Genomic DNA, 23,085 nt, shown 5'->3' with positions numbered 1-23,085 from the left:
TGCCTTGTTAACTTTCGATTGCCTGTCAGCTGCTGCCTTGGCCCACTACTCTCGGACCAACACCAACTGAGCTTCGAACCTCAGCAAAAGACCGTACCAGAAAAAGCCCAGGCACTTTGATGAAACGCATGATGCCGTAAGCCATCGTCGATTGTGGCCCTTGCGACAGATTGGTTTCTCCTCTTGATCACCAAGGAAAAACACTGCCAATGACACAATCCATCACGCTGTTAAAAGAGATTGAGCAGGAAATGCGCGAACTGCGCCACCAGATCCATGCCAACCCTGAACTCGGGTATCAGGAGGTCGAGACGAGTGAGCTGGTAGCCGAACGTTTGATCAAGTGGGGTTATGACGTGACGCGCGGCTTCGCCGAAACCGCGGTCATCGCCACGCTGAAAAAAGGCACCGGTTCGCGTGTGATCGGCATACGGGCTGACATGGACGCACTGCCTATTCTGGAAAAGACCGGGCTGCCCTATGCCAGCCGGATACCGGGCAAGATGCACGCGTGTGGCCATGACGGGCATACGGTCATGCTCCTCGCCGCCGCCTACGCCCTCGCCCATGGCCATCCGTTCGATGGCACCATCCGCCTGATTTTCCAGCCGGCCGAAGAAGGTCTGGCCGGCGCCCGACGAATGATTCAGGAAGGCGTGTTGCAACAGTTCCCCTGCGATGCAGTGTTCGCTGCACACAACATGCCTGGCTACCCAGTCGGAAAACTCGGGTTCCGGGCCGGCCCCTTCATGGCCTCTGCCGATCAGGTCAATGTCACGATTCACGGAAAAGGCGGTCATGGCGCGATGCCGCATCTGAGCGTCGACCCCGTGGTGGTCTGCGCAAGCATCATCATGGCTTTGCAGACAATCGTCTCGCGTAACATTTCACCTCAGGAAATGAGCGTTATCACAGTCGGGTCCATTAACGCAGGCAAGGCGTCCAACGTGATCCCGGACAGCGCGCACATGCTGATTTCCGTCCGCTCACTGAACAACGCCGTCCGGGACCGCCTGGAGAGCCAGATAAAACACCTCATTCACGCCCAGGCGCAGGCATTCGGCGCGACCGCCGACATCGACTACAGTGCCGATTACCCTCTGCTGGTAAATGACGAAGAAATGACCCGGTTTGCCAGTCAGGTGGCCATCGACTGGCTCGGTGAGGACGAGGTGATGAACGACATCGTGCCCTTCAATGGCAGCGAGGATTTCGCCTACTTCCTGCAGCAATGCCCTGGCAGCTATCTGATCATCGGCAATGGCGACGGTGAAAAGAGCTGCATGGCTCACGACCCTCGCTACGACTTCAATGACGACATCCTGATTCGGGGCGCTGGCTATTGGGTCAAGTTGACTGAGGCCTTCTTGCCACTCAACGCTTGAGCAAAGACCTGTCAGAACGAGAAAACCAATAAAAACGAGGTCATCATGCAACTACGCAAACTTCAATACATCACCCTGCTGTTCGGGCTGATCATCACCCCGTTATCTCAGGCAGAACCGGTAATCAAGTTCGGCGTCGACCCTAGCTACCCGCCTTTCGAGCAAAAGCAGCCAGATGGCTCATTGAGTGGTTTCGATATCGATCTGGGCAATGCCCTTTGTGCCGAGTTGCGGGTCAAGTGTGTTTGGGTCGAGCAGCCCTTCGACAGCATGATCCCGGCGTTGAAGGCGAAAAAATTTGACGCCATCCTGTCTGCATTCAGCGCCACCGAGCCACGTCGCCAGCAGGTCGATTTCAGCCATAAGATCTACACCGCGCCGTCTTCTCTCGTTGCCAGAAAAGACTCCGGATTGCTGCCGACGGCAGAATCATTGAAGGGCAAGTCGGTCGGGGTGGTTCAAGGCTCGCTGCACGAAAGTTATGCCAAGTCGCAATGGGGCCGCCAAGGCATCAGTATCCTTTCCTACCAAACCCAGGACCAGGTGTTTTCAGACCTCATCAACGGACGCCTGGATGCATCGTTCCAGGCCTCGGTACAAGCCGACATCGGATTACTGCAAAAGCCTCAGGGCCAGGGCTTTGCCTTCGCCGGTGAGCCCATCACCGACAAAAGCATCATTGGCGATGGCGTCGCTATCGGTGTCCGAAAAAACGAGCCTGATCTCAGAGAGCAGTTGAACACGGCCATTGCCAGAATTCGCCAATCAGGCCAATACGACCAGATCGCGAAGCAGTACTTCAACTTCGATATTTACGGCGATTGAGGCAATCCCCATGAACGAAATGACACAACGCGGTGAATCTCGTTATGCCATCCCCGTCAGCGACGAGACTGTACGTGCCTTTCAAACTGATGGTGCGGTGTGCATCCGTAATGCGTTTACTGCGCAGCAAATCAGCGAACTGACGCTAGGCATCGAGCGCAACCTTGCCCATCCCAGCCCTCGCGCAAAAGTGGCGAGCAGCCCTACGGATCCGGGATGGTTCTTCGAGGACTTTTGTAACTGGCAAGAGAATGCATACTATCGCGACTTCATCTTCAACTCCGCCATCGCCCCCATCGCGGCCACCCTGCTGAACAGCCTACAGGTGCGCCTGCACCATGATCACTTGCTGGTGAAAGAGCCCAATACGCGCCAACGCACACCTTGGCACCAGGACCAGCCTTACTACAACATCACGGGTTCGGACACCGTGAGTTTCTGGATTCCTGTTGACCCCGTGCCCAGGGAATCGACCCTCGAATTCATCGCCGGCTCACACAAAGGCCCCTGGTTGATGCCCCGGTCCTTCATGGACAGCCAGGCCAAATGGTTTTCCGAGGGAACACTGGGCGAGCTACCGGATATTGAAAGCCATCGCGAGGACTTTCCCATTCTGGGATGGACGTTGTCGCCAGGGGACATGGTGTGTTTCAACATGTTGACCTTGCATGCCTCTGCTGGCGTGGGCGGGCATAACCGTCGTCGCGCGTTTTCAGTGAGGGTCATAGGCGATGATGTGCGGCATGCGCCGAGACCTTGGGCCACCTCACCCGACTTTCCTGGGCTTAAAGATGCTCTGGCATCAGGTGAACCTATGGAACACGAGCTTTTTCCGACACTCTGGCATCGAGAAAGTAGAATGTCCGAGTGATAGATTGACGATGCAGGATGGCTCAGAAAAAGCAGATGATGGGTACGGGTCAGTTGTTTCACGGAACGGGAAAACCGGGTCATGTGCCCGGTTAACCAAGGTATGTGGTTTCCTCTTACAATCTCGACATCTTGCGATATGTTTTGGATGCCTGGATCGCTACCATTTCAAAGGAAGACACTTCTGACCGTCTGCAATGGGTCGATTCTGTTGAAAACAGTCGACCCGCCCCGGCTAGCCATGCATCGAGCGGTGAAAGCGCATTTTTTGCACGCAGCTACGTCAAATCTGAATCTTGGACCTTCTGCGCAAAACACAGATTTCAATCTCAGACGCGCACTTTCCTGCAATGGAAACCGAAGCCGACTTTTTCAACAGAATCGGTCGAAAACGTTCGCTCGTGAGCGGCTGCTTCTGGCCGAACTCTGCCAAAAGCAGACGTATTGACACTTGTTACTCTCATTGGAAGTTGTCAACCGACCACGACGCTGGGAAGCTACAGTGACGTTTACCATAAGGACATGCTGAAAATGAACGCGCGAAAAATTTTAATCACAGGTGCTGCGGGCCGAATCGGCAGCGCTTTTTGGAAAGCGTATTACGATAAATCAGATTTGCGTTTAGCCGACATAGATGTATCAACACTTCCGCAATCGGCACAACGTTTCGCTCTCGACATCAGCGTTCAAGCCAGTTGCCTTGAAGCTTGCGAAGGCATACATACAGTGATTCATCTAGCTGCTGACCCTCGCCCAGACGCCGATTTCATGACCTCCCTGCTCCCTGTGAATATTGTGGGCACCTACAACATGCTATTCGCCGCAAAGGCTCAAGGCTGCGAGCGCTTTATATTTGCGAGCAGCGCTCAGGCTATCGAAGGTTATCCAGAGGATGTCCAGATACATGAATGTATGGCACCTAAGCCAGGCAATCTATACGGGGTCAGCAAAGCGTTCGGGGAAGCTCTGGCTTCGATGTATGCAAACGATGGTCAAATGACAACAATCGCAGTCCGTATTGCAAACGTAGCTATATTTCACCAAGGGGAAAACCACAGTCACAGGGATGTAGCTGCTTTTATTAGTGTCAGGGATGTTGTTGCACTACTTAAAAATTGCGTCGAGGCCGAGCTGAGCGGATTTCATGTTATCCACGGGGTCTCAGATAACAGATATAAGCGACTTTCTATCGAGAAGACCAGAAAAGTTGTGGGATACGCCCCCCTTGATGATGGATTTGAGATTCTGGAAGGACACGCTCAACCTGACTGAACTACTTCATTATCAGCTGTCTCTTCGACTGTCCGCTTCGGGTCGAAAGTGACCACTCTGCGACAGGGAGTCTCCCGGGCCATCAAGCTACAAAATCAAGTGCGATTCAGATAGCCCTGACGGGATTGGAAATTCTTTTTTGCACCTGCGTCCTGGACAGGTTTTGCTCGATGATGGTCAAGATGACCGCGCAGCAGATGAGCTAATGCGCGTATACATGGGAGCTGGCCCAGAGATTTTCGCTGCGGAAGACGCCCGCTACCTGACTTTTCGCAAAACACGTGCTGATCTTGACACACCATAACTATTAGCCCACCTGTTTTACGTCCAGGGTCCCTAGACACCCTGACGTGAGCGCCATGGGACGAATGCGGCCATCCGGCAAACGGTCATTCAACGTAGACAAAACCAGGGGCGATTCAGAAGATGTCCCGACCAACCTCGCTCACCCCGCAGCCCTGCCATACTGTTCAACATGACCAGTGCAACTTTCCGCTTCTTTGATGAGCTCAACGATTTCCTGCCGGCCGAACGGCGGCGGCAACCCTTCACCTGCCAGTGCGCGCAAGGGGCGACGGTCAAGCACATGATCGAGGCGCTCGGGGTGCCGCACACCGAGGTCGAACTGGTGCTGCTCAACGGCGAGTCGGTGGGCCTGGAGCGGGTGATCCTCGACAGTGACCGGCTGGCGGTGTATCCCAAGTTCGAAGCGCTGGACATCAGCCCCCTGCTGAAAATTCGTGCGCAACCTTTAAGGGTGCTGCGTTTCGTCGCGGATGCGCACCTTGGCGGGCTGGCCAGCCTGCTGCGCATGAGCGGCTTCGACACCCTCTACGACAATGGCTTCGAGGATGGCGAGATCGCCGAGATCGCTGCGCAACAAGGACGCATCGTGCTGACCCGCGACCGCGAACTGCTCAAGCGGCGAATCATCAGCCACGGCTGTTATGTGCATGCCCTGAAACCCTCGCTGCAGTTGCGCGAATTGTACGAGCGCCTCGACCTGGCGCGTAGTGCGCGGCCATTCAGCCTGTGCCTTCATTGCAACCTGCCGCTGCACGAGATCAGCCTGGAACTGGCCCGGACGCAGGTGCCGCCACGCATCGGCGCCCTCTATTCGCACTTCCTGCGCTGCGACGCCTGCCAGCGGGTTTACTGGGAGGGTTCGCACTGGCGCGGTATGTGTGCATTGCTGGCACCGCTGCTGAACCGATAACCGCCAGCCCTTGGCGGAAATAAAATAACAAAATTGCCATGTGCTCCCTTCGTACCTTCTTGCGTCGCACTGTTCATTGCCCGTTCCCGTACGTCTGGAGTTTTCCCAATGCCCTCGCCTCATTCCTTGCCCGCTGCGCTGCTGGGCCTGGCCCTTGTTTGTCCGGCCATGACCGAGGCGCAGGGCCTGGAGCTGGGCCAAGTGCTGATTGGCGCCGAGGACCAGAGCGATGAAGACCTGGGAATCGAGGACGCCAGGGCCCGGCTGGCCCAGGTGCCCGGAGGCACCAACGTGGTCGACATGCGCCGTCCGTTGCAGGGCCGCGTGGCCAGCAACCAGGATGTGCTGGCTTACCAGCCGGGGATCTATGCCCAGTCGGCGGGTAACGAAGGGGTGAAGATCTCCATCCGCGGGTCGGGCATCAACCGTGCCCCGGGCGCCCACGCCTCGGGGCTGTACACCCTGCTCGACGGTCTGCCGCTGACCGGTCCCGGCGGCACGCCCTATGAATTGCTGGAACCGCTGTGGCTCGACCATGTGGAAGTGCTGCGCGGCGCCAACGGGTTCGACCGGGGCGCCCTGGCCCTGGGCGGAGCCATCGATTACGTCAGCCATACCGGCTACGACGCGCCGAAGTTGCAGGTACGCTACGCAACGGGCAGTCACGGCTATCAGCAGCGTCAGGTCAGCTCCGGACAGGTGCTGGGTGACTTCGATTACTACGTGGCCATGACCGACGCCAACGCCGACGGCTACCAGGACCACACGGCCAGTGAGAGCCAGGGGGTCATCGCCAACTTCGGTTACCGCTTCAACCCCAACCTGCAAACGCGCTTCTACCTGCGCCACCGCCAGACCGACAACGACCTCGCGGGACGGGTGACCAAGCACTCCATCGAACACGACCCACGGGCGGCCAACCCGGCCTACGTGGCGCGGGATGACCGCCGCGACGAGCCGGGCAGCACCTTTATCGGCAACAAGACCACTTGGTACATCGATGACGATTCGAGTATCCAGACCGGCCTTGTCTACCACGACTACCCCATGGACTTGCGCGAGGGCCCCAACCGCCTGAAGGTGGCGTACACCGATGTCAGCGGCACGTTCGACTACAAGCGTCGCGACACGCTCTGGGGGCTGGAAAGCCAAAGCACCCTGGGCCTGCGAATGACCAAACACCTGCCCAACGCCGGTGCCAGCGAGTTCGTGCGCATCCCCACCGGCAATACCGCCGGTTATGCACCGGGCACGCTGATCCGCAACTTCACCTACCAGGGCTCGGACACGGTCCTGCATGCCGGCAATGACCTGGAGATCGCCGACGACCTGTGGCTGACCACCGGCCTCGCCGCGATCTACACCCGCCGTGAAAGCGATGTCACCTACCCGCTGGAAGGTGGCAAGACCAGCCTGCACGACTGGGACTACGCCCCACGCTTGGGCCTGCGCTACCAACTGGCACCGGACCTGCAACTGTTCGGCAATCTCAGCCGCTCGGTCGAGGCACCGCACCCGTGGTCGCTGATCTATAGCTCGAACATCCGATTCCCCGCAGGCAGCGGCGTCGCCACGGGCGCCCAGCGCCAACCGGTCACGCTGCAAAACCAGACCGCCACCACCCTGGAAATCGGCGGTCGCGGGGACAGCACGCTGGGGCAATGGAGCCTGGCCTGGTACTACGCCCAGGTGCGCCACGAACTTCTTTCGGTGCTGCCGGACGCCAACGCCACCACGCCCTACGAACTCAACGCCAGCCCCACCGTGCACCAGGGTGTGGAAGCCAGCCTGCTGAGCCCCCTCTGGTCGCCCGACGATGGCGGCCAGTTGAGCCTGCGCCAGAGCTATACCTTCAGTGACTTCCACTACCGCGACGATGAACGCTTCGGCGACAACCGCCTGCCGGGCCTGCCGATGCACTATTACCAGGGCGAACTGCGCTACGACTGGCCACAAGGCTTTTTCGCCACGGTCAACACGCAATGGGTGTCCAAAGTGGCAGTCGATTACGCCAACAGCTACTACGCCGATCCCTACGCCCTATTCGGCGCGACGCTGGGCTACAACGCACCCAAGGGTGACTGGCAGACCTGGCTGGACCTGCGCAACCTGACCGACAAGCACTATGCCGCCACGGTCACGCCGGGCTACGACGACAAAGGGCTGGACGCGGCACGCTCCACCCCCGGCGAAGGCATGGCGATGTACCTCGGGGTGTCGTGGAGCCTGCTCTGAGGCCGCTTGCCTGTCTTCGCAAACGTACGCAATCGCACGCGACGACTAAGCTTTTGTAACGCCACTTCGTCTCTCAAGGAGCTATCCATGAGCGCCGCCCTGTCCGAACTCGATGCCGCCCTGCCCGGCCTGACCCGCAAGATCCGCGTGCTGGATGCCCTGTCCTGGCCGGACGGCGTCGAGGAAGACTTCCTGGCGAAATGGCGCGGCGGGCGGGCCGAGTTACCCAGGGTCGAGTTGCAGCCCCGCGACCACAGCGCCGACATCGCCGCCCTGGAAACTTTTATCGGCCATTGCGATGTGGGGCATCCGGCCGGGAATTACCTGGCCATGACCGCCCGTAGCTATGCCACGGCCGGGCACATGCTGGGGGCCATTGGCACTCCCGCCTTTACCCAATATTCGTCAGCGCTGTACCGGCGTCCGGACTTCTATTACACACGCCTGCAACTGAGCATGCTCGATGCGGCCCGGTTCTTCCTCAAGACCACCGACGCCCTGCTGGGCGGTGCGCGGATTCCACCCTGCCCGGCCGAGATCCCGGCCAAGGCGTTCGCCGCCTGGATTCAACCGGAGCTTGACCGCTTCTTCGGCGCCGGACAGATCACAGTCGTGCTCGATCCGAACCTGGCCGCCAAGGCTATCGCCGGATCGAGCCGCATCCGCCTGCGGGCCAGCGCGCTGTTCTCGGAACTGGACAAGCATCAGCTGTTGCAACACGAAGCCTTCGTGCATGTCGCCACGGCACAGAACGGCGCGCGCCAGCCCAACCTCACAAGCCTGGGCCTGGGAGCGCCCCGCACCACCCAGACCCAGGAAGGCATTGCCACCCTGGCCGAACTGTTCACCGGCAGCATGGACATCAACCGCCTGCGTCGCCTGGCCCTGCGCGTGCTCGCCGTCCAGCAGGCACTGGAGGGTGCCGACTTCATCCAGGTGTTCGAAGGTTTTCTGGCGGCCGGGCAGACAGAAGAGGAATCCTTCCGCTCGACCCAAAGGGTATTGCGCGGCACCGACCTGCGGGGTGGTTCGGCGTTCACCAAGGATGCCGCTTACCTGACCGGCTTGCTCGGTGTCCACACCCTGCTGCGTATCGCAATTCGCGATAACCGGCCGGAACTGGTGGGGCATCTGTTTGCCGGGCGCCTCAGCCTGGGTGACACCGTGCGCCTGGCGCCCCTGTTCGATTCCGGCTGGCTCAAGGGGCCGGTCTATCTTCCTGCCTGGGCCACCGACCTGCGCCTGCTGGCCGCCAACCTGGCCTTCTCGGCGTTCATCGCCCAGATCAAGCTGGATGTGCTGGACCTGGATGTGTTCATGGCATTCGCCGAAGAACACGAAAGCGATGCCAGCGCCCAGTGATCGACGCGCAATTTTACAGGCAGCCTTGACTCTCCAAATCAACTGCTACCATTAGGAAGCGGTGTCGAGGCCAGGCTCTGTGGCTTGCAAAGTCGGCTTCACCTGCCAGGGATTGGTCCACCCACTTCAAGCCTGCCTGACCCCATGGGGGGTGCAATGCACAATCCATTACTTTACGCGTTGTCGGCTGTACTGTTCTTGAGCGGATCGTCCTGCCTGGCACTGGATACGAATGGGACCGCCGCCACACCGACAGCCGCCGCTGCCCCCGCTCCGGCAAGCGCGACCACGGCAGCGCCCGCCGCCCCGGTGGCCAAGGATCCGGTGTTTACCCAGGAACAGCTGGATCAGATGCTGGCGCCCATTGCGCTTTACCCGGACCCACTGTTTGCACAGGTGCTGATGGCCTCCACCTACCCCGGGGAAGTCGGCGAGGCGGTCAGTTGGTCCAAGGCGCACCCCGACGCCAAGGGTGACGATGCGGTCAGACAGGTGGCGAACCAGCCCTGGGATCCGAGCGTGCAGGCGCTGGTCGCCTTCCCGCAGGTTCTGGTAATGCTGGGGCAGGACCCCGTCTGGGTCCAGCGCCTGGGTGATGCCTTCCTGGCGCAGCCCGACGATCTCATGGAAAGCGCCCAACGCTTGCGTCGCCAGGCACAGGCCGCCGGCAATCTGCAGAGCAACCAGTATCAGAACGTGACGATCCAGAATGTCGCGCCGTCGGCACCGGCGACCACGAACGCGGCACCGGCCCCTGAAGCGGCCCCGGCCAGCAACTCCACCATCATCATTCAGCCTGCCGATCCGCAGGTGGTGTACGTCCCCACCTATAACCCGACAACCACCTACGGCACCTGGGCCTACCCGGCATCGCCGCCCGCGTACTATCCACCGCCACCGGCCTATTACCCCGGTCAGGCGCTGATGGCCGGACTCGCGTTTGGCGCCGGTGTGGCGATCGTTGGATCCTTGTGGGGTGAATGTGACTGGGGCAATAACGACGTCGACATCGACGTCAATCGCTACAACAACATCAATGCCAACAACCGGATCAACAACAACAAATGGCAGCACAACCCGGTGCATCGCAATGGCGTGCCCTATCGGGACAATGCGAGCCGCGCACAGTACGGTCGCCAACTCAATGGTGCCAATCAGCGGGAAGCCTATCGCGGAGACAATGCCCAACGCGCCCAGGCCCGTGAAAATGCCCGCACCTCAATGGACAAGCACGGTATCGAACGACCTGCCACCAGCAACCGCGAAGCCCGTGATCAAACGCGCAAACTCCAGTCCGCAACTGCGGGCGGCGATCGACGGCAGGCCGGTGCAGACAGGCCCAAGGCAGCGGACAGAAGCCAGGGCACGACCAGAAACACCCGGGAGAACCAGCAGCCCAGGAGAGAGACCCAGCAGGCCAGGAACCAGAGTTCCCAGTTGAATCAGCGCCGGGAAGGCTCCGCGCAGACGCGGCAAGCGACGAACAAACGGCCCGCCGCCAGTGCCGGCAGTGCCCGCAACAATGCGTTCGCCGGCGCACGGTCACCGTCCCAGGCCAACGTCCAGGCCAATCGAGGCCGGGCCAGCCAGGCATCCGCCCAACGCCCCAGTGCCTCGCGATCAGCCGGTCACCAGGTCAGCCGGCCGTCCAATCCACCAGCGCGTCAAAGGGGGGGCCGCCGTTGAAAAACCATCCTCGATTGAAGGGACTCACGGGCTTGCTCCCTCATGTCCTGGTTATAGCCGCCGGCTTGTTGTGGTCGTGCATGGCGACGGCACAGCAGGCCTTTCCAACCCCGGAAAAGGCCGCCGAAGCCTTCGTCGAGGCACTGGGCACGGAGCACTCCGACCAGGTACGCCTGACCGAACTGCTAGGCAGCGACTGGCACAGCTACATCCCCCGCGAAGGCGTGCAGCGCGAAGATGTGGATGCATTTTTGCAGCAATACCGCGAGCAACACCACATTGAAAACACCAGCGATCGCAAGGCCATCCTGGCGGTTGGCAGCAACAACTGGACACTGCCCATCCCCATGACCAAAGCCGCGGACGGTTGGCGCTTCGACATGAAGGCCGGCAGTGCCGAGATCCGTGCTCGTCAAATCGGCCGCAATGAACTTGCCGCGGTGCAATCGGTGCTGGCCTATCACGATGCCCAGATGGACTATGCGTCAGTGGATCGGGACCATGACGGCGCACTCGAGTATGCGCAGAAAATCTTCAGCACCCCCGGCAAGCACGACGGACTCTATTGGGCCGAAGACGACAGCGACCAGATCAGCCCGTTGGGGCCATCGTTCGGCAAAGCCATTGCCGATGAAGAGTGGCACGGCTACCGCTTCCGCATCCTTAATGGCCAGGGTCCTTCGGCACCTGGCGGCGCCTACAGTTACCTCATCGGTGACAAGATGAGCCGGGGCTTTGCGCTGATCGCCTGGCCGGTGAAGTACTACGACACCGGCGTGATGAGTTTCATGATCAGTCATGAAGGCCAGGTGTTCGAGAAAGACCTGGGGCCCGAGAGTGAAAAACTGGCTCTGGCGATGAAGCGCTTTGATCCGGATGACAGCTGGAAAGAGGTGGCTGAGGACCAGGAGTAGCAGGCGCGACCTGCTGCAAGCCTTCAGAACGGCTCAAGGCAGTTATCTGATCGACAGGACGAATCGGTCTTCGCCCCCCGTGTTGTCGTTACAGGAGGGTTGCTCAAGCTTGAATCCGCACCGATCCAGAACTTTTCTGGAACCGGCATTCTCCCTGAAAGCATACGCAACCAGTTGCACCAGTCCCCAGCGCATCCGTGCCTCCTGGATCAGGTGTCTCAACGCCAGTGTTGCCAGCCCCTGGCCGCATACGCGCTGATCAATCCGATAGCCCACCTGCGCAGAACCCGTCGATGAATCGATGCTTTTCAGATTGGCTCGACCGACGATTCTCTGACTGCAATCCTCGATGACAAAGGGGTGCCAGGCACCGATGGCGAAATCGGACAAATAGCTTTCGATATGATCGGCGACACCCTGCAACGAGTAAAAAGCAGGATCGCGCGCATCGATATGGGATTCGAACCATTCACGGTTGTGGATTTCGAAAGCCAGCAACGCTTGAGCGTCAGTCATTTTCAGCTCGCGTACGCTAAACGATTCCATTCACCACCTCTCCTTTGTCTTGTGCCGAATTGGCTCGAGTCTATCCCATACCTGAACATCCTGGCCGGACCGAGCCTTACCTTCTCAGTCAGAGCGGCTTGCATAAAACATATGGAAAATCGTATATTCGAATAACCATATGTATCGAGCCACGCCAATGCTCAATCCTGCCGCCGTATTCAAATGCCTGTCCGACGAAACCCGCGCCCGGGCCACCTTGCTCATCACCCGTGAAGGCGAGTTATGCGTGTGTGAGCTGGTCTGCGCCCTGGACGACAGCCAACCCAAGATTTCCCGCCATCTTGCCCAGCTTCGCGGCTGCGGCCTGCTTCTCGACCGCCGCCAGGGACAGTGGGTGTATTACCGACTGAACCCCGAACTGCCCGCGTGGGTTCGCGACGTTCTCGAGACAACCTTGCTGGCAAACGCCGACTGGCTTGCGAACGACAGTACTCGCCTTGCCGCGATGGGCGACCGTCCGCTCAACACTTCCGCCTGCTGCTAACCCTTCATTCATCGAGACTGTGCATGTTTACTGCGTTTACCATTTTCCTGCTCACCATGGTGTTGGTCATCTGGCAACCCAGGGGCCTGGGCGTCGGCTGGAGCGCCTCCCTGGGGGCCGTCCTGGCGCTGCTGGCAGGCGTCGTGACGCTGGGCGATATCCCACTGGTGTGGGGCATTGTCTGGAACGCCACCGCGACCTTCATCTCGCTCATCATCATCAGTCTGCTGCTCGATGAGGCCGGGTTTTTCCAATGGGCGGCATTGCATGTGGCGCGCTGGGCCAAGGGTGACGGGCGGCGGCTGTTCATCTTCACGATACTGCTGGGGGCCGGCGTATCCGCCCTGTTTGCCAACGACGGTGCCGCCCTGATCCTGACCCCCATCGTCGTTTCAATACTGCTCGCACTGCGCTTTTCGCCAGCCTCTACCCTGGCGTTCGTCATGGCGGCCGGTTTCATTGCCGACACGGCGAGCTTGCCCCTGGTGGTGTCCAACCTCGTCAACATCGTTTCGGCCGACTACTTCAACCTGGGCTTCAGCGAATACGCCGCCATCATGGTGCCGGTCAACTTCGTTGCCGTGGCGACCACGCTCGTGGTGCTGTACTGGTTTTTCCGGCGTGACATTCCCAGGCACTACGCTCTCGATGACGTGATGGATCCGCGACGCGCCGTGCGTGATCCCCTGACCTTCCGCGTCGGCTGGATTGTCCTGGCGCTGCTGCTGATCGGGCTGTTTGCCCTGGAACCCTTGGGCATTCCCATCAGCGCCATCTCAGCGGTCTGTGCCGCGATGCTGTTCGCCGTGGCGGCGCGTGGGCATGTGATTTCAACGCGACGGGTACTGCGTGAAGCGCCCTGGCAGGTCGTGATCTTTTCACTGGGCATGTACCTGGTGGTGTACGGGCTGAAAAACGCCGGACTGACCACCTACATGACCATGGCCCTGAACTACTTGGCCGAATTCGGTATCTGGGGCGCCGCGCTCGGCACTGGCCTGCTCACGGCCTTGCTGTCATCGGGCATGAACAACATGCCCACGGTGCTGGTGGGTGCCCTGTCGATCCAGGCCAGCGACGCCACCGGTGTGGTGCGCGAGGCCATGATCTACGCCAATGTCATCGGTTCCGACCTGGGCCCCAAGATCACCCCTATCGGCAGCCTGGCCACCCTGCTCTGGCTGCATGTCCTGGAGCGCAAGGGCATCCGCATTACCTGGGGTTACTACTTCAAGGTCGGCGTGGTCCTGACCCTGCCGATCCTGTTCATCACCTTGTCTGCCCTGGCCCTGCGCCTGAGCGTCTAGCCTTGTGCGACTGCAAAGAGGAATCACCATGCGCGTTCTGTTTATGTGTACCGCCAATAGCTGTCGCAGCATCCTGTCCGAAGCCATGTTCAACCATCTCGCCCCCGAAGGTTTTGAGGCGGTCAGTGCCGGCAGCTTCCCCAAGGGCCAGGTGTTGCCCCGCAGCCTGAGCACGTTGCAAGAGGCCGGCATCGCCATCGACGGTTTGAGCAGCAAAGGCAATGAGGCGTTCGAAGCCAACCCGCCGGACATCGTCATCACGGTCTGCGACAAGGCCGCCGGTGAGGCGTGCCCCGTGTACTTCGGGCCGGCGCTGAAAGCTCATTGGGGCCTGGAAGACCCATCGGACATCAAGGGCGATGAAGCGACGGTATCGGCGGCGTTCCACTCAACCCTGGCGCACATCGAAACGCGTTGCCGGGCATTGCTCGACCTGCCTTTTGCACAACTTGACCGCGATGCGCTGAAGCGGGAACTCGACCGCATCGGCACGCTTTGACCGGAGCCCCCATGACCCATCCCCTGCCCAATCTCGACACGTCACTGACCCAGCCCATCGCCGGACGCGACGACCAGCACAAGCCACGCATCCTGCTGCTGTACGGCTCGACTCGTGCACGGTCGTTCAGTCGCCTGCTGGTCGAGGAAGCGGCCCGGTTGCTCGAACACTTCGGCGCCGAGACTCGGATCTTCAACCCATCAGGCCTGCCGCTTCCGGACGACGCGCCCTCCGATCACCCGAAAGTCCAGGAACTGCTCGAACTGATGCAATGGTCCGAAGGCCAGGTCTGGTGTTCGCCAGAGCGCCACGGCTCCATGTCTGCAGTGTTCAAGGCGCAAATCGACTGGGTGCCGTTGGCGTTGGGCGCCGTTCGCCCGACCCAGGGGAAAACCCTCGCGGTCATGCAGGTCTGCGGCGGTTCCCAGTCCTTCAATGTGGTGAATCAGCTTCGTGTGCTGGGCCGCTGGATGCGCATGTTCACCATCCCCAATCAATCTTCCGTGCCAAAGGCTTTTCTGGAGTTTGACGACGCCAATCGCATGAAACCCTCGTCGTTGTACGACAGGGTGGTGGACGTCATGGAGGAACTGGTGAAATTTACCCTGCTGCTACGGGATCGCCCCGATCTGGTAGACCGCTACTCGGAACGCAAAGAGTCCGCAGAGGAACTGACTCAGCGCGTGAATCAGCGGTCGATCTGACTGTAGAAATGTTCCCCCAGGCCCGATAACCGAAAAAAGTCGCAAACCCCACGACGTTTCAGGGCTTGCGACTCTTTACTGCTATGCCTGCGGTGTTCATTGCCGAACGTGCAGGCTTAGTTCTCTACCTCGACCGCGTCGAAATCCGGCTCGTCCGGGGCATCCGGGGCGTCCGCCATATCTTCCCTGGCGTCCTTCGCCACGGCCTTGGCGGCCTCTCTGGCTGCCTTCGCCTCGGCTTTGGCGGTGTCCCTCGCGGCATCCGCGGTAGCCCGGGCAGCATCCCTGGCGGCATCTGCGTCGGCCTTGGCCGCGTCCCTCGCTGCATCTGCAGCGGCACGGGCAGCGTCCCTGGCGGCGTCTGCGTCTTCGTCCGCCAAGCCAGCAGCTTTTGCGGCATCCCGGGCTGCATCAGCTTCAGCCCTGGCGGCGTCCCGGGCGGCATCCGCAGTCGCTTTTGCCGCATCACGGGCTGCATCCGCAGTCGCTCTGGCCGCGTCACGGGCTGCCTTGGCATCAGCCTTGGCAGCGTCCCGGGCTGCATCGGCGGCATCGTTGTCTGCATCGTGATCAGCGTCGTCAGCGTCGTTGTCATGGGCATTGCCCGGGCCTTTGTTCCCGGCTACACCACCATGGTCAGCGTCGCCGCGCCCCGGACCTCCATGACCGTCACCGTCATGGCCGGCAGCGCCATGATCGCCACCCTTGGCTCCATCACCGCCAGCACCGTGACCGCCTCCACCGTCACCACCTCCATCACCGCCGTGGCCACCACCTCCAGCGCCGCCACCGCCACCGTGACCTCCACCGCCTCCACCGCTGCCGCCATCCTTGGCATACACGCTGGAGAAACTACCGATGTAGTCGGGCACCAGGACAGTCGATGCCGACAGGACTCCACCGATGGCCAGAGCCAATAAACATTTCTTGAGCAGCATGATGCACCTCCGCATGGAGTTGCGTACTCATCTCCGTATCGAACGCAATGTCCAGTGAGTTCCCGGCCGCCCATTGGAGCAGCCGGCCAACCGGCACGGCCATCAATCTTCAGCATTATCGAGCTGCTGCGGTATCCGCACGATCCCTGAAAGCCAGCTGGCATCGTTGCGTGGGAAACATTCCCACATTTTTTTTGGATAAGTACTTTCAGCCCGAGTTCAAAAAAACAGCTTCAGGGGCTGACGCATGGGTTGAGCAACCACTTCAACCCGACTCATTGGAGCATCGCCACGCCGCAAACTGATATGATTATTTTCAGATATCTTGCATATAGAATTTTATTGTGTCATTTATAGCCTCGCCGATCACAGGACTGATCCATCGCGCCAACCCGGATGGCGGGCACCCGTTCCCCCAAATGCCCTCCAGGAGTCAACAATATGAACAAGACAGAACTTCTAGGTGCTCTGGCGCTGTGCGCCTTCAGCTTCCTGGCACATGCCGACGAAGACAGCCTGCGTATCGGTATCGAAGCCGCCTACCCGCCCTTCTCCTTCAAGACACCCGAAGGCAACGTCAGCGGGTTCGACTACGACATCGGCAACGCCTTGTGCGAAGAAATGAAGGTCAAGTGCGAGTGGGTCATTCAGGAGTTCGACGGCATGATCCCGTCGCTCAAAGTGCGCAAGATCGATGCCGTGCTGTCGTCGATGTCGATCACCGAAGACCGGATGAAGTCCGTGGACTTCAGCAAAAAGTACTACCACACGCCGGGCAAGTTCGCGATGAAGGCCGGCAACGTGATCAATGACCCCCTGGTGGACCTCAAGGGCAAGAAAGTCGGCGTGCAACGCTCCTCGACTTACGATCGCTTTGCCACCGAGCAACTGGAAAAAGCCGGCGTCGTCGTGGTGCGCTACGGCTCACAGAATGAAGCCTTCCTCGATCTCGCCTCGGGTCGTCTGGACGCCACCCTCGCCGACATCGTCAACACCGATGAGAGCTTCATCAAGACACCCGCCGGCCAGGGCTTCGCACTCACGGGGCCCGACATCAACGACCCGAAGTATTTTGGCCGGGGCGCCGGGATCGCCGTGCGCAAGGGCGACAGTGTCAACGTTGCGCGCCTGAGTGCCGCGATTGACGCCATTCGCGCCAATGGCAAGTACCAACAAGTGATGGCCAGGTACTTCGCGTTCGATATCTACGGCGAGTAAGCCTTACCCCTGCCCCACTGACCCCAGCCCCGGCGCCGGCCCTGCGCAGGCACCTGTCGGGGCTTGTCTTGCGCGCCTCGCGGCGCTCGCTTGAGGAACTTCATCATGCTTCACGGCTACGGATCGAGCATTCTCGATGGCGCCTGGCTGACCATAAACCTGGCCCTGACGTCCATGTCCATGGCGATTGCCCTGGGCCTGATCGGCGCGGCCTTGCGCTTGTCACCGTTCAAATGGCTGGCCCTGCTCGGGGAAAGCTACACCACCCTGATTCGCGGCATTCCAGACCTGGTGCTGATCCTGCTGATCTTCTACGGCGGCCAGGATCTGGTGAACCGCATTGCCCTGGCGCTCGGTTACACCCGCTATATCGACATCAACCCCTTTATTGCCGGCGTCTGCACCATGGGCTTCATTTTTGGCGCCTACCTCTCGGAAACCTTTCGTGGCGCCTTCATGGCGATCCCCAAGGGTCAGGCCGAGGCTGGCGTGGCCTATGGCATGGGCGGTGCGCAGGTGTTCTGGCGAATCCTGGTGCCGCAGATGATTCGCTTCGCCATCCCCGGGTTCACCAACAATTGGCTGGTGCTGACCAAATCCACTGCGCTGATCTCCGTGATCGGCTTGCAGGACATGATGTTCAAAGCCAAGAACGCAGCGGATGCCACACACGAGCCATTTACGTTTTTCCTCGCGGTGGCAGCGCTGTACCTGATGCTCACCAGCCTGTCCTTGCTGGTGCTGCGCTATCTGGAAAAACACTACTCGGTCGGCATCAAAGCCGCCGAATTGTGAGGGGGAGCCACCCATGATTCTCGACTACAACCTGATCTGGGAAAACCTGCCGCTGTACTTCAATGGCGCCTTGTTGACCCTCAAAGTCCTGCTCATTTCCCTGGCGCTGGGTCTGGTATTGGCGATGCCACTGGCGCTGATGCGAGTGTCGCGATCGCCGCTGATCAACTTCCCGGCCTGGCTCTATACCTACGTGATTCGCGGTACGCCGATGCTCGTGCAATTGTTCCTGATCTACTACGGCCTGGCGCAGTTCGAAGCGGTGCGCCAAAGCGTGCTCTGGCCTTACCTGTCCAGCGCCACCTTTTGCGCCTGCCTGGCCTTCGCGATCAACACCAGCGCCTATAGCGCCGAGCTGCTGGCCGGCAGTCTGAAAGCCACCCACCCTGGCGAGATCGAAGCCGCCAGGGCCATGGGCATGTCACGCCTGACCCTGTATCGCCGCATTCTCATGCCATCGGCCTTGCGCCGGGCATTGCCGCAATACAGCAACGAAGTGCTGATGATGCTGCAAACCACCAGCCTGGCCTCCATCGTCACCCTCGTCGATATCACCGGGGCCGCGCGCACGGTCAGCTCACGCTTCTATCTACCGTTCGAGGCGTTCATCACCGCCGGCCTCATCTACCTCGCACTGACCTTCATCCTGGTGCGCCTGTTCAAGCTGGCCGAGCGCCGCTGGCTGGCGTACCTGGCACCGCGCAAGCACTAAGGAGCTGCTATGGAGCACATCCAATACCTGTTGCCGTGGAGTGCCTCGGGCACCGAGCGAACGCTGTCACTGTTTCGTTTTGGCAGCGGACCGCGCAAGGCCTACATCCAGGCGTCACTGCATGCCGACGAATTGCCGGGGATGCGCGTTGCCGTCGAGCTCAAGCGTCGTCTTCTGGAACTGGAAACCCAAGGCCGCCTGAGCGGGGTGATCGAGTTGGTGCCCATGGCCAATCCGATCGGTATCGCCCAGATGTTCCAGGCCACCCATCAGGGGCGCTTCGAGTTCTCCAGCGGCAAGAATTTCAATCGCGACTTCCCGGTGTTGGTCGATGCCATTGCGCCGCTGCTGGAAGGCCGATTGGGCGACGATGCCGATGCCAACATCGCACTCATCCGCCGCGCCATGATCGATGCCCTGGCCGCCATGCCCGCACCGACCTCGGAACTCGACGGCCTGCGCCGCCTGTTGCTGCAGCATGCCTGTGACGCCGATGTGGTGCTGGACCTGCACTGCGATTTCGAATCGATCATGTTGATGTATGCGATGCCACAAATCTGGCCACGCTTGCAATCACTGGCCGCTCGCCTCGGCGCGGGGGTCACGTTATTGGCCGAAGATGCGGGCGGCAGTGCCTTCGACGAAGCCTGCGCCATTGCATGGTTACGCCTGGCCGAGCTGTTTCCCGAAGCCAATATTCCCCTGGCGTGTGCGGCCACCACCATCGAATTGCGGGGCATGGCAGACACCGAACGCGAGCAATGCCTCGACAGTGCCCAAGCCATTCTCGGGTATCTCGCCGAACAAGGCCTGATCAGCGGTGAATGGCCAGCGGCACCGCCGAGCCATTGCCAGGCCATGCCATTCGCCGGCGCGCAGTACGCCTGTGCGCCCCACCCGGGTGTGGTGAGTTTTCTGCAACCGCTGGGCGCCCGGGTCAAGGTCGGCGATCCGCTATTCGAAGTCATCGACCCGCTGACCGACCGCCATAGCGTGGTGAGCGCCAGCACCGACGGCATTCTCTATGCCCGCGAACGGCTGCGCTTTGCCCAGCCAGGATTGTGGCTGGCCAAGGTTGCAGGCGTTACCCCCATTCGCCAGGGTCGCTTGCTCAGCGACTGACTCCAGAGAGTTCAAACCATGTACAAACTTGAAGTTCGAGACCTGCATAAAAGCTACGGCGCGCATCAGGTGCTCAAGGGCGTTTCCCTGCAGGCACAGGCCGGTGACGTGATCAGCATCATCGGCTCCAGCGGCTCTGGCAAAAGTACGTTCCTGCGCTGCATCAACCTGCTGGAGCAACCCAATGCGGGCAATATCGTGCTCAATGGCGAACCGCTCAAGCTGGTGGCCAACAAGCTCGGCGGGCTGAAGGCGGCCGAACCCAAACAGTTGCAACGCATGCGTTCGCAACTATCGATGGTGTTTCAGCACTTCAACCTGTGGTCACATATGAGCGCTCTGGAAAACGTCATGGAAGCGCCAGTGCATGTGCTGGGCCTGGGCAAGAAAGAGGCACGGGAAAAGGCCGAGCACTACCTGGACAAAGTCGGTGTGGCGCACCGCATGAACGCCTGGCCGGCGCATATGTCCGGTGGCGAGCAGCAGCGCGTGGCCATTGCCCGCGCACTGGCGATGGAACCGCAAGTGATGCTGTTCGATGAGCCGACGTCGGCCCTCGACCCCGAACTGGTCGGCGAAGTGCTTAAAGTCATGCAGGATCTGGCCCAGGAAGGCCGCACCATGGTGGTGGTGACTCACGAAATGGGCTTTGCCCGCGAGGTTTCGAACCAACTGGTGTTCCTGCACAAGGGCATGGTCGAAGAGCGCGGCGACCCGCGTGAAGTGCTGGTCAACCCGCAGTCCGAACGCCTCCGGCAGTTTCTGGCCGGGAGCCTGAAGTAACGCCGCCCTCCACCCATGCACTGCTCGGTGCTGCCCAGACAAGGTTGCCTTCGGATACACTCCGGCCAACCTTGTCAGGGCATCAGGCACAGCCCTTCTCTCACCTTCAGGAAATGTTGAGCCGGATATGCCCACCCCATCGAAAGACACCACTGTCTATGCCGCGCCGGTCATGCGCAAACTGACGGAAATCGTTTCCGATCTGCCGCCGTCACTGCGCAAGGTCGCGGACTTTATCCTGCGTCACCCGCTCAAGGCCGCGACGCTGACCATCGAGGAGATGGCGCACGAAACATTGACCTCACCCGCCGCCGTCAACCGTCTGGCCAAAGCCCTGGACCTCGGTGGCTACAGCGGCATGAAGGCCGAGCTGGTCGCAACGTTGCAGCAGATGGTGTCGCCGGTCGACAAGCTGCGCAACGAACTTGCCCATCGCCCCGGCGGCGCGTTTGGCCTGCATGAACAACTGCAGAGCGCCAGCAGCAACCTGGCCACTGCGGCGAGCAACAACCACGCCGACACCTTCGAAGCATTCGTCACTCGCCTGATCAAAGCGCGCAAAATCTACATCCTGGGCTTTGGCAACAGTGTCTACTTCGCCGGCCTCGCCGCCTCGACCCTGATGCCCTTCTGTGCGGACGCCACTGCCATCAGCATGGAGGGCGGCAACGAAAACGCCGCTTACCGTCTGGCCGCGATCACCGACCAGGACGTGCTGCTGGCGATCGCCCTGCCGCGCTACTCCCTCGACACCCTGCAACTGGCACGCTTCGCCAATGAACGCGGCGCATCGGTGCTGGCAATTACCGACTCACCCGCCTCGCCGCTCACCGGCATTGCCCAGCACACGCTGTTTGCGCCTTGCGATCACCCGGTGCTGACCAGTTCCAACATCGCCGTACTGGCCTTGATCGAAGGCTTGGTCGCCGGCGTGATGGCGCGCAATAAAGAAGCGGTCAAACTGGCAACCGAACTGACTGAAAGCGTGATGTCGTACCTGCACATCCCTGCCAGCGGCAAACCTGCGAAAAAGTGAGTACCTGGCGCCACTGGCAGCATCAGGCCAGGGGCTTGACGAACATCAAACTGCACTGCGCATTGGTCAACACCTGCTCAGCAGTGCTGCCCAGGAACATGTCGCTCCCGCGGTGATGATACGCAGTGCCCAAGACCAACAAGTCAAAAGCATTGTGTTGCGCAAATTGCCTGATCACTTTGTGGGGTAGACCGGTCAGAAGATGCCGTCGTTCTTCTTCTATGCCATAACGATCGGCAAGCGCCTCGAAGGCCTCCTCCTGGGCATCGATGACCGCTTCTTTCAAGCTACCGCCCAGGCTCAATGTCGGTACGCTCATTTTCGTATCGCCTACCACCGCCCAGCTGTTGACACTAAGCACATGCAAGGCGGCACCCGATGACGCCGCCAGTGTCGAGGCTACGTCGACAATCCGGTCGTTCAGCCCTTGGCTCAGCTCCTCCAGATGAGACAAATCCATGGCGGCGAGAATCTTCAAGGGTGTGGAGTTCTTGCCCTCGGCCACCAGGTGCAGGTGGGCAGGACAATCACGCAGTAACAGCAAGTCCACGGGCTGGTGGAACGCACGGCCGAGTGCCGATACATAGTGGAAGTCCTTGATGACCAGATCCGGATGGAAGTCATTCACATACTCAAGCACATGAGCCGGGCTCGATTTGCTCCAGACCACTTCCGTGGTCACCTGCAGTCCCACGCACTTTTGAATTCGGCCTTGCTGCTCAAGCCATTGGCGATGCACTTGCAAATAGCCTTCTCGTGCCTGGGCCATCGCTTGATGGTCAAACAAACCGGCCAACGCCAGCGCCGGGACATAATCGAACGCCACGATGTGCAAACATGCGCCCGTTGCACAGGCCAATGCATGAGCTCGCTCAAATGCCGGAGTACGGACCATTTCCGCGGGTGCGATCAACAAGATTCGCTTAAGTTTAAGCATCATATACCTCGTACTTGCAGCACCTCACGGTCACGACTGCAATCCCGGCTCCTGTCGGACTGCATGCCATCTCTCAATACTTGCCGGGTGCTTTATCGGCGGACTCCAGGCGGGCATCGACTTCCTGCGCGTGTCCTGTTGATCGAGTATCTGGCGTGAGAACCTGTACTCCTCTGATATTTGTCAAACATGAGTGCGCTTTCCTTTGGCGCACAGAT

At 60.1% G+C, this 23,085-nt stretch carries 22 protein-coding genes; 19 read left to right on the top strand and 3 right to left on the bottom strand.

Annotation, left to right across the window (positions count from 1 at the left end; all coding sequences use genetic code 11):
• The first annotated feature begins 209 nt into the window (after positions 1-209).
• From ACM6G4_RS03340 to ACM6G4_RS03300, 9 genes are all read left to right on the top strand, one after another.
• Positions 210-1,385: a M20 aminoacylase family protein gene (locus tag ACM6G4_RS03340; RefSeq protein ID WP_414913050.1), complete on the top strand. Its 1,176-nt coding sequence runs from the start codon at positions 210-212 to the stop codon at positions 1,383-1,385.
• Positions 1,386-1,430: 45 nt separating this feature from the next.
• The gene (locus tag ACM6G4_RS03335; protein WP_414913049.1) at positions 1,431-2,210 is read left to right on the top strand and encodes an ABC transporter substrate-binding protein; all 780 of its coding nucleotides are present in this window, start codon (positions 1,431-1,433) and stop codon (positions 2,208-2,210) included.
• Positions 2,211-2,220: 10 nt separating this feature from the next.
• Entirely contained in the window at positions 2,221-3,081 is an 861-nt protein-coding gene (locus ACM6G4_RS03330) for a phytanoyl-CoA dioxygenase family protein (RefSeq protein ID WP_414913048.1), read from the top strand.
• A gap of 530 nt (positions 3,082-3,611) precedes the next feature.
• A complete protein-coding gene (locus ACM6G4_RS03325; protein ID WP_056722938.1) occupies positions 3,612-4,352 on the top strand; it encodes an NAD-dependent epimerase/dehydratase family protein in 741 nt (246 codons plus the stop codon).
• Positions 4,353-4,827: 475 nt separating this feature from the next.
• Complete coding sequence (locus ACM6G4_RS03320; RefSeq protein WP_056722940.1) at positions 4,828-5,568, top strand: Mut7-C RNAse domain-containing protein; 741 nt, start codon at positions 4,828-4,830, stop codon at positions 5,566-5,568.
• Between the two features lie 108 nt (positions 5,569-5,676).
• A complete protein-coding gene (locus ACM6G4_RS03315; RefSeq protein ID WP_414913047.1) occupies positions 5,677-7,803 on the top strand; it encodes a TonB-dependent receptor family protein in 2,127 nt (708 codons plus the stop codon).
• An 87-nt stretch (positions 7,804-7,890) separates the two neighbouring features.
• On the top strand, positions 7,891-9,165 hold the full coding sequence (locus tag ACM6G4_RS03310) for a tyrosine/phenylalanine carboxypeptidase domain-containing protein (protein WP_414913046.1): 1,275 nt from the start codon (positions 7,891-7,893) through the stop codon (positions 9,163-9,165).
• Between the two features lie 156 nt (positions 9,166-9,321).
• Positions 9,322-10,851 carry a DUF3300 domain-containing protein gene (locus ACM6G4_RS03305; protein ID WP_056722949.1) on the top strand — a complete coding sequence of 510 codons (1,530 nt, stop codon included), beginning with the start codon at positions 9,322-9,324 and terminating at the stop codon, positions 10,849-10,851.
• Between the two features lie 80 nt (positions 10,852-10,931).
• Positions 10,932-11,765 (top strand): DUF2950 domain-containing protein, encoded by an 834-nt coding sequence (locus ACM6G4_RS03300; RefSeq protein ID WP_414913045.1) that lies wholly within the window; start codon positions 10,932-10,934, stop codon positions 11,763-11,765.
• Positions 11,766-11,807: 42 nt separating this feature from the next.
• On the opposite strand, the gene ACM6G4_RS03295 is transcribed toward ACM6G4_RS03300, so the two are convergent.
• Positions 11,808-12,311 (bottom strand): GNAT family N-acetyltransferase, encoded by a 504-nt coding sequence (locus ACM6G4_RS03295; RefSeq protein ID WP_414913044.1) that lies wholly within the window; start codon positions 12,309-12,311, stop codon positions 11,808-11,810.
• Positions 12,312-12,468: 157 nt separating this feature from the next.
• On the opposite strand from ACM6G4_RS03295, the gene ACM6G4_RS03290 reads away from it, so the two are divergent.
• The 4 genes from ACM6G4_RS03290 to arsH are packed head-to-tail and all read left to right on the top strand — an operon-like array spanning position 12,469 to position 15,326.
• Positions 12,469-12,816 carry a metalloregulator ArsR/SmtB family transcription factor gene (locus ACM6G4_RS03290; protein ID WP_056722953.1) on the top strand — a complete coding sequence of 116 codons (348 nt, stop codon included), beginning with the start codon at positions 12,469-12,471 and terminating at the stop codon, positions 12,814-12,816.
• 23 nt (positions 12,817-12,839) lie between these two features.
• The gene (locus ACM6G4_RS03285; protein WP_414913043.1) at positions 12,840-14,123 is read left to right on the top strand and encodes an arsenic transporter; all 1,284 of its coding nucleotides are present in this window, start codon (positions 12,840-12,842) and stop codon (positions 14,121-14,123) included.
• Between the two features lie 28 nt (positions 14,124-14,151).
• Positions 14,152-14,622, top strand: coding sequence for an arsenate reductase ArsC (locus ACM6G4_RS03280; protein WP_056722955.1), 471 nt, complete (start codon positions 14,152-14,154; stop codon positions 14,620-14,622).
• An 11-nt stretch (positions 14,623-14,633) separates the two neighbouring features.
• A complete protein-coding gene (gene arsH / locus ACM6G4_RS03275) occupies positions 14,634-15,326 on the top strand; it encodes an arsenical resistance protein ArsH (RefSeq protein WP_056722956.1) in 693 nt (230 codons plus the stop codon).
• A gap of 116 nt (positions 15,327-15,442) precedes the next feature.
• Here arsH and ACM6G4_RS03270 read toward each other — a convergent pair whose 3' ends face one another.
• Positions 15,443-16,264 (bottom strand): hypothetical protein, encoded by an 822-nt coding sequence (locus tag ACM6G4_RS03270; protein ID WP_414913042.1) that lies wholly within the window; start codon positions 16,262-16,264, stop codon positions 15,443-15,445.
• Between the two features lie 441 nt (positions 16,265-16,705).
• On the opposite strand from ACM6G4_RS03270, the gene ACM6G4_RS03265 reads away from it, so the two are divergent.
• The 6 genes from ACM6G4_RS03265 (at position 16,706) to ACM6G4_RS03240 (ending at position 21,930) form a co-directional block, all read left to right on the top strand.
• Positions 16,706-17,482, top strand: coding sequence for an ABC transporter substrate-binding protein (locus ACM6G4_RS03265; protein WP_414913041.1), 777 nt, complete (start codon positions 16,706-16,708; stop codon positions 17,480-17,482).
• Positions 17,483-17,587: 105 nt separating this feature from the next.
• Positions 17,588-18,277: an ABC transporter permease gene (locus ACM6G4_RS03260; RefSeq protein ID WP_414913040.1), complete on the top strand. Its 690-nt coding sequence runs from the start codon at positions 17,588-17,590 to the stop codon at positions 18,275-18,277.
• Positions 18,278-18,290: 13 nt separating this feature from the next.
• Positions 18,291-18,989 carry an ABC transporter permease gene (locus ACM6G4_RS03255; protein ID WP_046040453.1) on the top strand — a complete coding sequence of 233 codons (699 nt, stop codon included), beginning with the start codon at positions 18,291-18,293 and terminating at the stop codon, positions 18,987-18,989.
• A gap of 9 nt (positions 18,990-18,998) precedes the next feature.
• Positions 18,999-20,111 carry a succinylglutamate desuccinylase/aspartoacylase family protein gene (locus ACM6G4_RS03250; RefSeq protein ID WP_056722968.1) on the top strand — a complete coding sequence of 371 codons (1,113 nt, stop codon included), beginning with the start codon at positions 18,999-19,001 and terminating at the stop codon, positions 20,109-20,111.
• A gap of 18 nt (positions 20,112-20,129) precedes the next feature.
• The gene (locus ACM6G4_RS03245) at positions 20,130-20,894 is read left to right on the top strand and encodes an ABC transporter ATP-binding protein (protein ID WP_056722970.1); all 765 of its coding nucleotides are present in this window, start codon (positions 20,130-20,132) and stop codon (positions 20,892-20,894) included.
• A 127-nt stretch (positions 20,895-21,021) separates the two neighbouring features.
• A complete protein-coding gene (locus tag ACM6G4_RS03240; protein WP_046040448.1) occupies positions 21,022-21,930 on the top strand; it encodes a MurR/RpiR family transcriptional regulator in 909 nt (302 codons plus the stop codon).
• Between the two features lie 22 nt (positions 21,931-21,952).
• On the opposite strand, the gene ACM6G4_RS03235 is transcribed toward ACM6G4_RS03240, so the two are convergent.
• Positions 21,953-22,867, bottom strand: a complete 915-nt coding sequence (locus tag ACM6G4_RS03235; protein ID WP_414913039.1) for a universal stress protein — start codon at positions 22,865-22,867, stop codon at positions 21,953-21,955.
• Positions 22,868-23,085: the final 218 nt, after the last annotated feature.

The organism is Pseudomonas sp. IT-P258, assembly GCF_949767825.1.
In the GTDB taxonomy this organism is placed as follows: Bacteria; Pseudomonadota; Gammaproteobacteria; order Pseudomonadales; family Pseudomonadaceae; genus Aquipseudomonas; species Aquipseudomonas monachiensis.
This window is presented reverse-complemented; position numbering and strand designations above follow the sequence as displayed.

Bases quoted from the DNA above. Each gene is read 5' to 3' on its own strand.
- ACM6G4_RS03240 (WP_046040448.1), top strand. From the start codon at position 21,022: ATGCCCACCCCATCGAAAGACACCACTGTCTATGCCGCGCCGGTCATG.
- ACM6G4_RS03260 (WP_414913040.1), top strand. From the start codon at position 17,588: ATGCTTCACGGCTACGGATCGAGCATTCTCGATGGCGCCTGGCTGACC.
- ACM6G4_RS03255 (WP_046040453.1), top strand. From the start codon at position 18,291: ATGATTCTCGACTACAACCTGATCTGGGAAAACCTGCCGCTGTACTTC.
- ACM6G4_RS03250 (WP_056722968.1), top strand. From the start codon at position 18,999: ATGGAGCACATCCAATACCTGTTGCCGTGGAGTGCCTCGGGCACCGAG.
- ACM6G4_RS03280 (WP_056722955.1), top strand. From the start codon at position 14,152: ATGCGCGTTCTGTTTATGTGTACCGCCAATAGCTGTCGCAGCATCCTG.
- ACM6G4_RS03270 (WP_414913042.1), bottom strand. From the start codon at position 16,264: ATGCTGCTCAAGAAATGTTTATTGGCTCTGGCCATCGGTGGAGTCCTG.
- ACM6G4_RS03340 (WP_414913050.1), top strand. From the start codon at position 210: ATGACACAATCCATCACGCTGTTAAAAGAGATTGAGCAGGAAATGCGC.
- ACM6G4_RS03325 (WP_056722938.1), top strand. From the start codon at position 3,612: ATGAACGCGCGAAAAATTTTAATCACAGGTGCTGCGGGCCGAATCGGC.
- ACM6G4_RS03310 (WP_414913046.1), top strand. From the start codon at position 7,891: ATGAGCGCCGCCCTGTCCGAACTCGATGCCGCCCTGCCCGGCCTGACC.
- ACM6G4_RS03295 (WP_414913044.1), bottom strand. From the start codon at position 12,311: ATGGAATCGTTTAGCGTACGCGAGCTGAAAATGACTGACGCTCAAGCG.
- ACM6G4_RS03315 (WP_414913047.1), top strand. From the start codon at position 5,677: ATGCCCTCGCCTCATTCCTTGCCCGCTGCGCTGCTGGGCCTGGCCCTT.
- ACM6G4_RS03265 (WP_414913041.1), top strand. From the start codon at position 16,706: ATGAACAAGACAGAACTTCTAGGTGCTCTGGCGCTGTGCGCCTTCAGC.
- ACM6G4_RS03285 (WP_414913043.1), top strand. From the start codon at position 12,840: ATGTTTACTGCGTTTACCATTTTCCTGCTCACCATGGTGTTGGTCATC.
- ACM6G4_RS03305 (WP_056722949.1), top strand. From the start codon at position 9,322: ATGCACAATCCATTACTTTACGCGTTGTCGGCTGTACTGTTCTTGAGC.
- arsH (WP_056722956.1), top strand. From the start codon at position 14,634: ATGACCCATCCCCTGCCCAATCTCGACACGTCACTGACCCAGCCCATC.
- ACM6G4_RS03235 (WP_414913039.1), bottom strand. From the start codon at position 22,867: ATGCTTAAACTTAAGCGAATCTTGTTGATCGCACCCGCGGAAATGGTC.
- ACM6G4_RS03335 (WP_414913049.1), top strand. From the start codon at position 1,431: ATGCAACTACGCAAACTTCAATACATCACCCTGCTGTTCGGGCTGATC.
- ACM6G4_RS03290 (WP_056722953.1), top strand. From the start codon at position 12,469: ATGCTCAATCCTGCCGCCGTATTCAAATGCCTGTCCGACGAAACCCGC.
- ACM6G4_RS03245 (WP_056722970.1), top strand. From the start codon at position 20,130: ATGTACAAACTTGAAGTTCGAGACCTGCATAAAAGCTACGGCGCGCAT.
- ACM6G4_RS03330 (WP_414913048.1), top strand. From the start codon at position 2,221: ATGAACGAAATGACACAACGCGGTGAATCTCGTTATGCCATCCCCGTC.
- ACM6G4_RS03300 (WP_414913045.1), top strand. From the start codon at position 10,932: ATGGCGACGGCACAGCAGGCCTTTCCAACCCCGGAAAAGGCCGCCGAA.
- ACM6G4_RS03320 (WP_056722940.1), top strand. From the start codon at position 4,828: ATGACCAGTGCAACTTTCCGCTTCTTTGATGAGCTCAACGATTTCCTG.